Source organism: Cryobacterium sp. 10I1 (assembly GCF_035019805.1).
Taxonomy (GTDB): Bacteria; Actinomycetota; Actinomycetes; order Actinomycetales; family Microbacteriaceae; genus Cryobacterium; species Cryobacterium glucosi.
The window spans coordinates 1-12781 of the sequence record NZ_JASJVF010000014.1 but is presented as its reverse complement, the minus strand read 5'-3'; the positions used below and the strand labels follow the sequence as shown (position 1 = coordinate 12781).

The following is a 12781-nucleotide window of genomic DNA, read 5'->3' as shown; positions in this document are numbered from 1 at the left end:
CGGGGGTCAGTGCCCGGGGGTGCGGATGCCCAGCCGGGGCAGCCGGGGGATCTCGGCGACCGAGCCGGCCGACTGCGGAACGATGACCTGCTGGGTCGCGGCGACCGCGATCTCCTCGCTCAGCACCTGGAGCACGACCGTTGCAGGCACGGTGCGTTTGACGACAGCGAGGGCGATCGGCCCGAGCTCGTAGTGGATAGCACTCGAGGTGATCGAGCCGACGCCGCGACGCTCCGTTTCGCCGTCGGGAAGCCGGCGGACGGCCTGGACTTCGTCGCCGTGCACCGGCAGCACGCCCTGGGAGCCGTCGAGGTGGAGAAGAACGAGCCGTCGCGGGGGGTGCCCGAGGTTGTGCACCTTCGCGACGGTCTCCTGGCCGCGGTAGCAGCCCTTGTTCAGGTGCACGGCGCTGCGCAACCAGTCGAGTTCGTGCGGGAGGGTCCTGTCGTCGACCTCTGTCGCCCGGCGTGGCCGCCAGGCCGCGATCCGGAGCGCCTCGAGGGCGAGCAGGCCGGCCGCGCGCACGGTGCCGCGGCGGACGGCCAGGGTCACGGCGGGAAGCGCGGTGCGGGGCACGAGGGCCTCGGTCCAGTGCCAGTCGGCGCCGGGATGCGCGGGGTCTTCCGCGTACTGGAAGCCGCCGGTGACGACGGCAGCCCACGGGTCGTGCCAGACGAGGGGGGTTCCGTTCGGCGCGGCGGGTTCGAGCGCGGGCGAGGCCGCGGCGAGGTCGCCGATGCTCCCCATCGTGCCGATGACGGCGTACTCATCGGTGCGGTCGCGCAGTTCGACCCGCAGCATGAAGCGCATCCGGTCGAGCCACGTAAGCAGTGCGGGCAGTTCGGCGGCCTCGACGACGAGCCACGCCTCCATGCCGTCGTCGACGAGCCGCACCGCGTGCTCGACGTGCCCGGTCGGGTCGAGCACGAGGGTCTCGGCCGACTCCCCCGGCTGCAGAAAGCGCAGTTCCTGGCTCGTGATCGAGTTGAGCCAGGTCAGCCGGTCCGGGCCGGAGACGCCGAGCACCGCACGATTGGAGAGGTCGACGATGGCCTCGCCGGCGAGCAGGTGACGCTGTTCGATCATCGGGTTGCCGTAGTGGGCGGCGACGCCGGCATCGGGGCCGGTCGCCTGCACGGCGCCGGGCAGGTCGAGCAGGACTGAAGCGGATGCTGTCGGCGGGGTCATGAGGACTTCTTCCGGGGTTTGCGTGACGCGGAGGCGCACATCGGGGACAACGCGGGAACCGCCGGGATTATTCGACCCGCTTGAGGCGGCCGGATGCGTGCGTGCGCAGGCTCTGGCCGAGGGCGGCGATGTCCCACGCCCAGAGCAGGTGGCCGTCGACGAGACCGTACAACCGGGTCGCGGCCGAGTACGCCTTCGCGCCCTGGGTGCGCATCACCGCGTCGGTCGCGAGGTCGATCCGCGGCCCCTTGACCTGTCCGAGGTAGATCTCGGCGGCACCGCCGGGATGCACGAGCGTCACGTCGATGTCGAAGCCGCCGTCCGCATTGCGGAGCGTCTCCACGGCGGACGCCGTCGTATAGGGGTGCTCGCCCTCTGCCGGCAGCAGCCCGGGCCCTGGGTCGCCGGCGCCCTGGGGGCGACTCAGGCGCCAGTACCCTGTCTCGGTCATGAGCGGGGTCTTCCCGACGAAGCCGGACGCGGCCCCGTCGACCGCCTCGGCGTCGTCGTCGACGCTCGCTGCGGCATCCGCTTCAAGCCAGGTGTATGAGCTGTAGTTCAGGTGCGGGAGGCCGTCGTGGCTGAAGCTCAGCCGCTGGCCGAACTCACGTGAGACCCGATGACCGTCCGGCAGGGCATAGTCGATGACACCTGACCCCTCCCAGACGCCGAGGAGCCACGAGAGTGGGACGAGTTCGGACGGGAGCTGGGTCGGGAGCTCGAACATCGAGGGCTACCGCTGCCCCCGGAACAGCTTGAACAACACGATGCCGGAGACCCAGGCGATCGACAGGCTCGCGAGCGCGAGGAGGCCCAGGAAGAAGATTTCGAGCGCGAGGATTGACATGACACCACCTTAGCTCCCGGCGAGAGCCGAAACGCCTGCGCGCGGGTACCCGGCGCGGCTTTACCAGTTCGTTACAGAAGCCCGGCGAGCGCGAAGATTCCGGTCGCGGCGGCGAGGACGAGGACCGCGCCGACGAGGCTCAGCGTGACCCGGTGCACGTAACCCTCTTTTCGGCCGGTCGCGAGCTGGATGGAGAGGGTGCCGATGGTGCACCCCGCGAGGGAGAGGCCGATCCACACGAGGGAACGACCGGGCGCCGCGAGGGCCCCGGTGAGCACAGAACAGACCACGGCGAACGCCCAGACCAGGCCGACGCTTCTCCACTGCCACTTCACTCTTCCATTGTGCCCTGCCAGGGGAGCAATCGGCTGCACGTGGCTGCACGCTAGGATTGGCCAACAATGGTTGGAGGGCCCGCGTGGCGCAATTATTGATCCTGACCTCCGCGGTCGGCGGGGAGGTCCTGCCGGCGCTGGCGTTGCTCTCGCATGGAATCCGCGTCATTCCGGCCCAGCCCGACCAGCTCATCACCGCCCCGGACTCCGATGTCATCCTCGTCGACGCCCGCACCAACCTGATGGCCGCCAAGTCGCTGTGCCAGATCATGCAGACGACGGGCAGCCAGGTCCCGCTGCTGCTCGTGATCACCGAGGGCGGCCTCGCCGCGGTCAGCCCCGGCTGGGGCATCGACGACGTCATCCTCGACACGGCGGGTCCCGCCGAGGTCGACGCCCGCATCCGCCTCGCCGCCGGCCGCACGCCGCGGGCCGAGGAGTCCGCGCTGATCCGCGCCGCCGGTGTCGTCATCGACGAGGCGAGCTATTCCGCGAAGGTCTACGGCCGACCGCTCGACCTCACGTACAAGGAATTCGAGCTGCTCCGCTTCCTCGCGGCCCATCCCTCCCGGGTCTTCACGCGTGAGCAGCTGCTCAGCGAGGTCTGGGGCTACGACTACTTCGGCGGTACCCGCACGGTCGACGTGCACGTCCGCCGCCTTCGCGCCAAGCTCGGCGACCAGGAATCCCTGATCGGCACCGTGCGCAACGTCGGATACCGCTTCAATGTGCAGGAACCAGAGGCCGTGCGTGATCAGTCCGTCGCACGGGCCTGACGACAGCGCCTTCGCGCTCTCCTGGGCCGCGGTGACGGATGCCGCCGAACGCGTCGACGGGTATGCCCCGCTCAACGAGCAGGCCACCCTCGATCTCGCGGCCGGGCGCCGCACTCCCTTTCTGCTTCGCGACGGCGACGCGGCCGTCGGAGCCCTCGTCCTCGGCTCTGGTGAGCTCGACCTCGTCGTGCACCCCGGGTCCCGCAGGCACGGCCACGCCACCGCGGCCCTGACCGAGCTCTTCGGCGATCCCGCGTACGCGGTGGATGCGCCGGACGGACTGACCGCCTGGGCGCACGGCGATCACCCGGCGGCCCGCGCCCTCGCCGGGCGCTTCGGCTTCGACGCCGTCCGTCGACTGCTCCAGCTGGAACTGGCGCTCGACGCATCGTCCGCTCCCCCGGAATCCGCCATCACACCCGAGGCATCGATCGTGGAGCCCAACGACGCGATCGTGATCACCGCATTCGACCCCGCCGCCGACGCCGACGCCTGGATCGCCCTGAACGCCCGGACCTTCGCCACCCACCCCGAGCAGGGCGGCATCACAGCGGCCGACCTCGCCGACCGCATGAACGAGGCCTGGTTCGACGCGGGCGACTTCCTCGTCGCCCGCGTCGGCGACGCCCTGGTCGGCTACAACTGGCTGAAGATCGAGCCGGGAGCAGCCGAGGGTGAGATCTACGTGGTGGGGGTGAGCCCCGAGTGGAGCGGGCACGGCCTCGGACGCCGGCTGATGACCGCGGGACTCGAGCGTCTGCGCCGGCGCGGGGCGACCAGCGCGACGCTCTACGTCGAGGGCGACAATGTGCCCGCCGTGCGGCTGTATCGGTCCCTCGGATTCACCGATCGCAGTGTCGACGTCCAGTACCGCCGCCCAACCCGATAGGCACTGTTCACCCGGAACCGTCGCACCGGCAGGTCCTGCGGTGTCAGGATGGACTCATGGACGGCGAAAACATTCAGGACGAATCGGGTCTCGGAAGCGACTTCGATGACGATTTCGATCCCCTGACCGGCAAGGACGACCCGGAACTCCCCACCAACCGGTATCTCGACCGGGAATTGAGCTGGCTCGCGTTCAACCAGAGGGTGCTCGAACTCGCCGAGGACCCACTGCTCCCGGTTCTCGAGCGCGCGAACTTCCTCGCCATCTTCTCGAGCAACCTCGATGAGTTCTTCATGGTCCGCGTCGCGGGACTCAAACGCCGCATCCTGACCGGACTCGCCGTGCCGACCAACATCGGTACCGCACCGCAGGACGCCCTCTCCGACATCTCGGCGATGGCGCATGTGCTCCAGGACCGGCACGCCCGCGCCTTCCAGGACCTCGTCAGCCCGGCCATGATGGCCGCCGGCATCCACATCGCCACCTGGGACAGCCTCGACGAGGCCGACCACCGCTCGCTCCGCGACTACTTCTCCAACCAGATCTTCCCGGTGCTGATGCCCCTCGCGGTCGACCCGGTGCATCCGTTTCCCTACATCTCCGGCCTCTCCCTCAACCTCGCCGTCCGGGTACGCAACTCGAAGACCGGCAAGCAGGAGTTCGCGAGGCTCAAGGTGCCGACCATGCTGCCGCGCTTCGTGCGGGTCGACCGCCGCGAAGGCTTCGACAACGTGCGATTCATCATGCTCGAGGACCTGATCGCCAACCACCTCGGCGACCTGTTCCCCGGCATGGACATCCTCGAACACCACGTCTTCCGGGTCACCAGGAACGAGGACGTCGAGATCGAGGAAGACGAGACCGAGAACCTGATCAAGGCCCTCGAGAAGGAACTGCTCCGTCGCCGGTTCGGCCCGCCCATCCGCCTCGAGATCACCGAGGACATGGACGAGGTCACCCTCGGCCTGCTCGTGCGCGAACTCGACGTCACCGAGCAGGAGGTGTACCGGCTGCCCGCTCCGCTCGACCTCGGCGGGCTGTTCGACCTGCGCGTCGACCGCCCGGACCTGCGCTACGTCAAGCATGTCCCGACCACGGCCGTTCAGCTCCTCGCGCCAGAGCCGAACGCCGAGCCCGATATCTTCAGCTCGATCGCGCGCCGCGACATCCTGCTGCACCACCCGTACGAGTCCTTCGCGACGAGTGTGCAGGCATTCCTCGAGCAGGCGGCCGCCGACCCGGACGTTCTCGCGATCAAGCAGACCCTGTACCGCACCTCCGGCGACAGCCCGATCGTCGAGGCTCTCATCGCTGCCGCCGAATCCGGCAAGCAGGTGCTCGCCCTCGTCGAAATCAAGGCCCGCTTCGACGAGCAGGCCAACATCTCCTGGGCACGCAAGCTCGAGAAGTCCGGCGTGCACGTCGTCTACGGCCTCGTCGGCCTCAAGACGCACTGCAAGCTCGCCCTCGTCGTGCGCAACGAGAACGGCGTGCTGCGGCACTACAGCCACATCGGCACCGGTAACTACAACCCGAAGACCAGCAGGCTCTACGAGGACCTCGGCCTGCTGACCGCGGACCCCCAGGTCGGCAAGGACCTGACCCGCCTGTTCAACGAGCTCTCCGGGTACGCGATCGAGAAGAAGTTCAAGCGGCTTCTCGTCGCACCCCTGCACCTGCGTCGCGGGCTGTTGAAGGCGATCAACCTGGAGACGCAGGCCGCCCTCGACGGCAAGCCCTCCGGCATCCGCATCAAGGTCAACTCGATGGTCGACGAGGCCATCATCGACGCGCTCTACCGGGCCAGCCAGGCCAGGGTCCCCGTCGAGGTCTGGGTGCGTGGCATCTGCAGCCTCACGCCGGGCCTCCCCGGGGTCAGCGAGACGATCAAGGTGCGGTCGATCCTCGGCCGCTACCTCGAGCACTCCCGGATCTTCTCCTTCCACAACGGCGGGGACACCCAGGTGTACATCGGCAGCGCCGACATGATGCACCGCAACCTCGACCGACGCGTCGAGGCCCTCGTGCGCCTCGTCGACCCCGATCACCTCACGGAGATCGATGGGCTGTTCAACCGCGCCATGGACGACCGCACGGCATCCTGGTGGCTCGACAACACCGGCGAATGGACCCGCCACCACCTCGATGACTCCGGAAAGCCGCTCGACGATATGCAGGACCGATTGATGCAGCAGATCTCCCGACGCGTTCGGCCGACGGGTCGCCGATGAGTGCGGTCCTCCCGAACGGAGCGATCCACGCTGCCGGTGCGGTCTGCTGGCGCCTGATCGACGGCAAGATGAACGTCCTGCTCGTGCACCGCACGGTCTACGGCGACGTCACCATCCCCAAGGGGAAGGTCGACCCCGGCGAAACGCTGCCGCAGACGGCCGTGCGGGAGATCGAGGAAGAAACCGGACTCGCGGTCGCCCTGGGCGTGCCGCTCGGCGAATCGCGGTACTCGCTCGGCAACGGCAGGGAAAAGATCGTGCAGTACTGGGCCGCCGAGGTGCACCCCGAGGAGATCCAGCGCTCGACCTTCGTGCCGAACAGCGAGATCGCGGCGATCGAATGGGTCACGATCAAAAAGGCACGCAGCTACCTCAGCTACGCGCAGGACGTCGAGATCATCGACGCCTTCGCCGAACTGGTCGACAGGGGCGTGACGACGACCTTCGCCCTCATCGCCCTCCGGCACGGCAAGGCCGTCACCGGTTCAAGCTGGGCCGGCCCGGACAGCACCCGTCCCCTCACCGAACGCGGCGTCGCCCAGGCCGTCGAACTCGTGCCGACCGTGGGTGCGTGGCGCCCGCGCCGCATCGTTTCGAGCACGGCCACCCGGTGCATCACGACCGTCGCCCCGCTCGCGGCCGCGACCGGCATCCCGATCAAGCGCACGGAGCTCTTCAGCCAGGACGCCTTCGAACAGGGCGTAGCGGATGTTCGCGCCGGCATCGGCAAGCGCATCCGCTCCCGCAAGACCGCCGTCATCTGCAGCCACGGCCCGGTGCTGCCCGAGATCCTGCACGAGATCGCGCTCGCCACGGGGAGCACCTTCGGCCTGTACATCGAGGAGGCTTCCCACCTCGACATCGGATCGTTCTCCGTCGTGCACCTGTCCCGCGAGAACCCGAGCGCCGGGATCCTCGGCATCGAGACATACCGACCGAGCGTCTGAGGGCCCGCCGGCCCGCCGAACAGCCCGTTCACGTTAACCTTCCGTTCATCTTCCGGAGGGGGTGTCGTTAAGCCGTCGGATTATCGTCTGACCGGGGCCAGCACCGGCCCCGCCCTGCAGTCAGTTTCACTGCTGTCAACCCTCGAAAGGGAAAATTCGTGAATCTCAAGCGTTTTGGCCGACCCGCAGTCATCGCCGTCGCCGCCGCTCTCGCACTGTCCTCGTGTGCCTCCAACGAAGCCGGAACCGGCTCGAGCACCACCGCAGCGACGACCAGCACCTTGACCGGAACGCTCACCGGCGCCGGCTCGTCCGCCCAGGGCTCCGCCCAGGAAGCCTGGATCGCAGCGTTCCAGACCTCCAACCCGAACGTCACGGTCAACTACGACCCGTCAGGCTCCGGCGCGGGCCGCTCCACCTTCATCGCGGGCGGCTCCGACTTCGCCGGCAGCGACTCCTCGCTCAACGACACCGAGCTCGCCGGAACGTTCGCGTCCTGCGCCGCCGGTGCCAAGGCCGTCGACCTGCCCGTCTACATCTCCCCGATCGCGGTCATCTTCAACGTCGCCGGCGTCACGGACCTCAAGCTCGACTCCGCAACCCTCGCGCACATCTTCCGCGGCGAGATCACGACCTGGAACGACCCGGCCATCGCCGCGCTCAACTCCGGCGTGACCCTTCCGGCAACGGCGATCACCGCCGTGCACCGCTCGGACGACTCGGGCACCACGAAGAACTTCACCGACTACCTCTTCCAGACCGCACCGACCGTGTGGACCGACAAGGCAGCCGACGCATTCCCGATCCAGGGCGGCGAAGGCGCCAAGGGCACCTCCGGTGTCGTTGACGCCGTGACCAACGGCGTCGGCACGATCGGCTATGCGGACGCATCCAAGGCCGGCAAGCTCGGCGTTGCGAAGATCAAGGTCGGCGACACCTTCGTCGGTTACACCGCGGAAGCCGCGGCCGCCGTCGTCGCCGAGTCCCCGCTCGTCACGGGCCGCGACGCGAGCGACCTCGCCATCAAGATCAACCGCACCACGACCGACGCGACGCACTACCCGCTCGTGCTGGTCAGCTACGCGGTCGTCTGCACCGAATACGCCAAGCCCGCCCAGGGCGAGCTCGTCAAGGCGTACGTGACGTACATGGCCAGTGCTGACGGCCAGAAGGTCGCCGCATCCGCCGGTGGCGCAGCGCCGCTCTCGACCGACCTGGCCGATAAGGTCGCCGCGGTTCTCGCGACCGTCAAGTAACACCCGTTTCACCGGCACCACCCGCACTACCAGCTCCACCGAAGTCTGCCCGGCCAGGGCCCGCGTCGTACCAGCGGCCCGGACCGGGCAGACTGGGGTGTACGGCCCCCGGACCGCGCATCGTTTTCGCTCCACCACCCGAACCTCAGGGAGACGCCCGGCATGACCTCCGTAGTTGCCCGCGATCGAATCCGCGCCCCCCAGCGTCCCGGCGATGTGATCTTCTCAACGGCGACCGTCGTCGCCGGCAGCCTGATCCTCGCCGTTCTCGCCGCCGTCGCCGGGTTCCTGCTCGTCCAGAGCCTGCCGGCCTTCGTCGCGGCACCCGCCGATTTCAGCGGCGGCTTCACCAACTTCTGGGCCTACGTCTGGCCGCTCGCCTTCGGCACGCTCTGGTCGGCACTGCTGGCCATGATCATCGCGATCCCGCTCGCGATCGGCATCGCCCTCTTCATCTCGCACTACGCCCCCCGGCGGATCGCCCAGGGCCTCGGCTACGTCATCGACCTCCTCGCCGCCGTGCCGTCCGTGGTCTTCGGCCTGTGGGGCATCGGCGTGCTGGCCCCGCTCGTCCAGCCGTTCTACGCGAACCTCGTCGACTGGTTCGGCTGGTTCCCGCTCTTCGCCGGACCGGTCTCCGGCACCGGGCGCACCATCCTCACCGTCGCCATCGTGCTCGCGGTGATGGTGCTTCCGATCATCACCGCACTCTGCCGGGAGATCTTCCTGCAGACCCCGGTGCTCTACGAGGAAGCCTCCCTCGCCCTCGGCGCCACCCGCTGGGAGATGATCTCAATGGCGGTGCTTCCCTTCGGCCGCTCCGGTATCATCTCCGCCTCGATGCTCGGCCTCGGCCGCGCCCTCGGCGAGACGATGGCGGTCGCGATGGTGCTCTCGCCGAGCCCGACGGTGCTCTTCCAACTGCTGACCTCGCAGAACCCGACGACCATCGCCGCGAACATCGCCCTGAACTTTCCTGAGGCGCACGGCGTCGGCGTGAACATCCTCCTCGCCACCGGCCTGATCCTCTTCGTCATCACCCTCGCGGTCAACATGATCGCCCGCTACATCATCAACCGCCGCAAGGCCTTTTCGGGAGCGAACTGATGAGCAGCACGACCGCCACCCGGGCCGCGAACACGCCCCAGGCCAACGCATACGCCGCCGGCAAGCTGCCCAGGAACTCCACGCTCTACGTCCTGCTGGCAAGCTGGATCGTCACCGGAGCGGTCTTCCTGGTGCTCCAGCTGTCGGGGGCCACTTCCGGCTTCAACATCGTCGGCACGGTCTTCTTCGGCACAGTGCTCTACTGCGTCGCCATCTACGCGCTCTCCTACGCCGTCGAAGGCGTGCGCCGGGCGAAGGACCGCCTCGTCACCGCCCTCGTCACCGCCGCCTTCGTGATCGCACTGCTGCCGTTGATCTCACTGGTCTTCACGACGGTCGTTAACGGGCTGCCGGCCTTCCTCACCCCGACGTTCTTCACCGAGTCGCAGCGCAACGTCGTCGGCGCGGGCGGCGGCGCCCTGCACGCCGTCATGGGCACCCTCGAGATCACCGGCGTCGCCACGCTCATCTCGGTGCCGATCGGCCTGCTCGCCGCTATCTACCTCACCGAGTACGGACGCGGCCGGCTGGCCCAGTCGATCACCTTCTTCGTGGACGTGATGACCGGCATCCCCTCGATCGTGGCAGGCCTGTTCGCCTTCGCGTTCTTCTCCCTGCTGTTCCAGGATGCGGGCATCCGCTTCGGCTTCGGCGGTGCCATCGCTCTCTCGGTGCTGATGATCCCGGTCGTGGTGCGCTCGAGCGAGGAAATGCTCAAACTCGTGCCGAACGAGCTGCGCGAGGCCGCGTACGCCCTCGGCGTGCCGAAGTGGCTGACCATTCTCAAGGTGGTGCTTCCGACCTCGATCGCCGGCATCGTCACGGGAATCATGATCTCGATCTCCCGGGTCATCGGCGAGACGGCCCCGCTGCTGATCATCTCCGGCTTCACGGCGAGCATGAACTACGACCTGTTCAGCCAGCGGATGATGACCCTCCCGGTGTTCGTGTACACCCAGTACGCGAACCAGGGCACGGACACCCAGGCGTATCTCGACAGGGCCTGGGCCGGCGCACTCACCCTGGTGCTCATCGTCATGCTCCTGAACGGCCTCGCGAGGCTCATCGCCAGAATCTTCTCCCCCAAGCTCGGCCGCTAGGCTCCACCCGGCCGCTGGCCGCAACTCGAAGGATCACATGTCCAAGCGCATTGAAGTCAACGACCTCAACGTCTATTACAGCAAGTTCCTCGCTGTCGAAAACGTCACGCTGACGATCGAGCCCCGCACGGTGACCGCCCTGATCGGGCCGAGCGGGTGCGGTAAGTCCACCTTCCTCCGCACCCTGAACCGGATGCACGAAGTCATCCCGGGCGCCTACGTCACGGGCGAGGTGCTCATCGACGGCAACAACCTCTACGGCCCCGGCGTCGACCCGGTACTCGTGCGCCGCCAGGTCGGCATGGTGTTCCAGCGGCCGAACCCGTTCCCGACCATGTCGATCGGCGACAACGTCCTCGCCGGCGTGAAGCTCAACAACCGCCGCATCTCCAAGTCGGACGCGGATGCCCTCATCGAGAAGTCCCTCCAGGGCGCCAACCTCTGGAACGAGGTCAAGGACCGCCTCGACAAGCCAGGCTCGAGCCTCTCCGGCGGCCAGCAGCAGCGGCTCTGCATCGCCCGTGCGATCGCCGTGCAGCCCGACGTGATCCTGATGGACGAGCCGTGCTCGGCCCTCGACCCGATCTCCACCCTCGCGATCGAGGACCTCATCGAGGAGATGAAGGCCGAATATACGATCGTGATCGTCACGCACAACATGCAGCAGGCATCCCGGGTCTCCGACCGCACCGGCTTCTTCAACATCGCAGGCACCGGCAAGCCGGGCAAGCTCATCGAGTACAACGACACCACGACGATCTTCTCCAACCCGTCGGTGCAGGCGACCGAGGACTACGTCTCCGGTCGCTTCGGCTAAACCCGCGCCTGCCCCGACCGCTTCGGCGGTCTAGTCGGTGCGGCCGAGCAGGTACGCGTTGAAGACGCGGGTGCGCGGCAGGTCGGTCGCGAGCGGCAGGCCGTCGAGTTCGGTCACGGCCACGACCAGGCGGATGCTCGACAACAGCCAGACGGCATCCGCCGCCCGCAGCTCCGCGACCGTGATGTCGCGGTACTCCACCGGTTCGCCCTGCTCCCTGAGGTGCTCGAAGAGTCTCTGCTGGGTGGTGCCGTGCAGGATCGCACCGCTCGGCGCCGGCGTCACGTAGACGCCGTTCGAACGGATGACCACGCTCGACGTCGGGCCCTCCATGACGTAGCCGTCGTGCGTGAGGAAGATCGTGTCGTCGGCCCCACGGCGCCGCGCCTCGCGGAGGGCGGCCATGTTGATCGCGTAGCTGAGTGTCTTCGCACCCATCAGCAGCCACGGGGCGACCTCGGCGACCCCGCGCGGGTACCCACGGTCGAGGGTGATCGCCCGCACCCCGTTCTCGCGCGCGGCGGAGTGGTCCGGCGCGCGGGTCGCGTGCAGCCACGCGGTCGGTGCAGGCCCGGATTGGACGCCGCGGCTGAGTACGAACTTGAGGGCGAGCTCGCCGTCGTGCGGAACCCGCGCCACCGCGTAGGCGATGGCCTCTCGCCACTGCGCCGGGTTCGGCACCGGGAGGTCGCAGATCTCAGCCGAGTGCCGCAGGCGGGAGATGTGCGCCTCGACCTCCTGCGGGTGCCCGTCGACGACGCTGAGCGTCTCGAAGATGCCGTCACCGCGCTGGGTGCTCAGCTCCCCCACCCGGAGAGCCGGAGCGGCCGAATCCATCTCGTGGAAGGTGCCCGCAAAGTCCGCCTGGGCGGAATCGGCGGGCACCGGGTCGATCAGAAGGGTGAATGGCAGCGTCATGCCCCGAGCCTAGTTGCGGATCAGGAACTCTGGATGGCCACGATCGGCGTCGTGGTGGGTTGCTTCGAGCCGCCCTTGGGTTCCACGGTCATGCCGATCGTGTCGCCTGAGGTGAGGCTGCCGTCGAGGACCCGCCAGGCGGTTCCGCCGCTCGCGCTGACGCTCGTGTCGAGGAGACCGGCCGAGACCGCTCCCCCGGCTCCGATGTACCAGAGCTGGTAGTCCTTGTCGCCGGAAAGCGCAGGCAGGCCGTCGACGACGAGCGCCGAAAGGCTGCTTGTATCGGACCAGACCAGGGTGGCCTGGTGGCCGTCCGCGGTCGTCGCCGAGGCGCGCTGCACGTCGGGTGCCGCGTTGAGCTGGGCGAGGG

At 68.3% G+C, this 12781-nt stretch carries 13 protein-coding genes; 8 read left to right on the top strand and 5 right to left on the bottom strand.

Annotated features, from left to right (window positions below; genetic code table 11):
- Positions 1-6: 6 nt before the first annotated feature.
- The 3 genes from QN345_RS02860 to QN345_RS02850 form a co-directional block, all read right to left on the bottom strand.
- A complete protein-coding gene (locus QN345_RS02860) occupies positions 7-1188 on the bottom strand; it encodes a folate-binding protein (protein ID WP_322140976.1) in 1182 nt (393 codons plus the stop codon).
- Between the two features lie 67 nt (positions 1189-1255).
- Entirely contained in the window at positions 1256-1915 is a 660-nt protein-coding gene (locus QN345_RS02855; RefSeq protein WP_134450019.1) for an FABP family protein, read from the bottom strand.
- A gap of 191 nt (positions 1916-2106) precedes the next feature.
- Entirely contained in the window at positions 2107-2370 is a 264-nt protein-coding gene (locus tag QN345_RS02850; protein ID WP_323508440.1) for a hypothetical protein, read from the bottom strand.
- Positions 2371-2453: 83 nt separating this feature from the next.
- Here QN345_RS02850 and QN345_RS02845 point away from each other — a divergent pair, with 83 nt between their 5' ends.
- From QN345_RS02845 to pstB, 8 genes are all read left to right on the top strand, one after another.
- A complete protein-coding gene (locus tag QN345_RS02845; RefSeq protein WP_241975327.1) occupies positions 2454-3146 on the top strand; it encodes a winged helix-turn-helix transcriptional regulator in 693 nt (230 codons plus the stop codon).
- Complete coding sequence (gene mshD / locus QN345_RS02840) at positions 3121-4035, top strand: mycothiol synthase (protein ID WP_322140977.1); 915 nt, start codon at positions 3121-3123, stop codon at positions 4033-4035. The genes QN345_RS02845 and mshD overlap by 26 nt, the downstream gene beginning before the upstream one ends.
- 56 nt (positions 4036-4091) lie before the next feature.
- Positions 4092-6266, top strand: a complete 2175-nt coding sequence (locus QN345_RS02835) for an RNA degradosome polyphosphate kinase (RefSeq protein WP_322137227.1) — start codon at positions 4092-4094, stop codon at positions 6264-6266.
- Positions 6263-7213, top strand: a complete 951-nt coding sequence (locus QN345_RS02830; protein WP_322137226.1) for an NUDIX hydrolase — start codon at positions 6263-6265, stop codon at positions 7211-7213. The genes QN345_RS02835 and QN345_RS02830 overlap by 4 nt, the downstream gene beginning before the upstream one ends.
- Before the next feature lie 158 nt (positions 7214-7371).
- The gene (pstS, locus tag QN345_RS02825; protein ID WP_322140978.1) at positions 7372-8469 is read left to right on the top strand and encodes a phosphate ABC transporter substrate-binding protein PstS; all 1098 of its coding nucleotides are present in this window, start codon (positions 7372-7374) and stop codon (positions 8467-8469) included.
- A gap of 162 nt (positions 8470-8631) precedes the next feature.
- The gene (pstC, locus tag QN345_RS02820) at positions 8632-9576 is read left to right on the top strand and encodes a phosphate ABC transporter permease subunit PstC (RefSeq protein WP_134450013.1); all 945 of its coding nucleotides are present in this window, start codon (positions 8632-8634) and stop codon (positions 9574-9576) included.
- A complete protein-coding gene (pstA, locus tag QN345_RS02815; protein ID WP_322137224.1) occupies positions 9576-10676 on the top strand; it encodes a phosphate ABC transporter permease PstA in 1101 nt (366 codons plus the stop codon). Before pstC ends, pstA begins: the two co-directional genes overlap by 1 nt.
- Positions 10677-10713: 37 nt before the next feature.
- Positions 10714-11493 carry a phosphate ABC transporter ATP-binding protein PstB gene (gene pstB / locus QN345_RS02810; protein ID WP_134450011.1) on the top strand — a complete coding sequence of 260 codons (780 nt, stop codon included), beginning with the start codon at positions 10714-10716 and terminating at the stop codon, positions 11491-11493.
- A gap of 30 nt (positions 11494-11523) precedes the next feature.
- On the opposite strand, the gene QN345_RS02805 is transcribed toward pstB, so the two are convergent.
- Together QN345_RS02805 and QN345_RS02800 are read right to left on the bottom strand one after the other, a co-directional pair.
- Positions 11524-12411 carry an aminodeoxychorismate lyase gene (locus QN345_RS02805; protein WP_322137223.1) on the bottom strand — a complete coding sequence of 296 codons (888 nt, stop codon included), beginning with the start codon at positions 12409-12411 and terminating at the stop codon, positions 11524-11526.
- 20 nt (positions 12412-12431) lie between these two features.
- On the bottom strand, positions 12432-12781 hold a 350-nt coding region (locus tag QN345_RS02800; protein WP_323508439.1), incomplete at its 5' end, for an anti-sigma factor.

Excerpts from the sequence above, each read along its gene's own strand:
- QN345_RS02860 (WP_322140976.1), bottom strand. The coding sequence starts at position 1,188 with ATGACCCCGCCGACAGCATCCGCTTCAGTCCTGCTCGACCTGCCCGGC.
- QN345_RS02855 (WP_134450019.1), bottom strand. The coding sequence starts at position 1,915 with ATGTTCGAGCTCCCGACCCAGCTCCCGTCCGAACTCGTCCCACTCTCG.
- QN345_RS02835 (WP_322137227.1), top strand. The coding sequence starts at position 4,092 with ATGGACGGCGAAAACATTCAGGACGAATCGGGTCTCGGAAGCGACTTC.
- QN345_RS02830 (WP_322137226.1), top strand. The coding sequence starts at position 6,263 with ATGAGTGCGGTCCTCCCGAACGGAGCGATCCACGCTGCCGGTGCGGTC.
- pstC (WP_134450013.1), top strand. The coding sequence starts at position 8,632 with ATGACCTCCGTAGTTGCCCGCGATCGAATCCGCGCCCCCCAGCGTCCC.
- pstA (WP_322137224.1), top strand. The coding sequence starts at position 9,576 with ATGAGCAGCACGACCGCCACCCGGGCCGCGAACACGCCCCAGGCCAAC.
- pstB (WP_134450011.1), top strand. The coding sequence starts at position 10,714 with ATGTCCAAGCGCATTGAAGTCAACGACCTCAACGTCTATTACAGCAAG.
- QN345_RS02805 (WP_322137223.1), bottom strand. The coding sequence starts at position 12,411 with ATGACGCTGCCATTCACCCTTCTGATCGACCCGGTGCCCGCCGATTCC.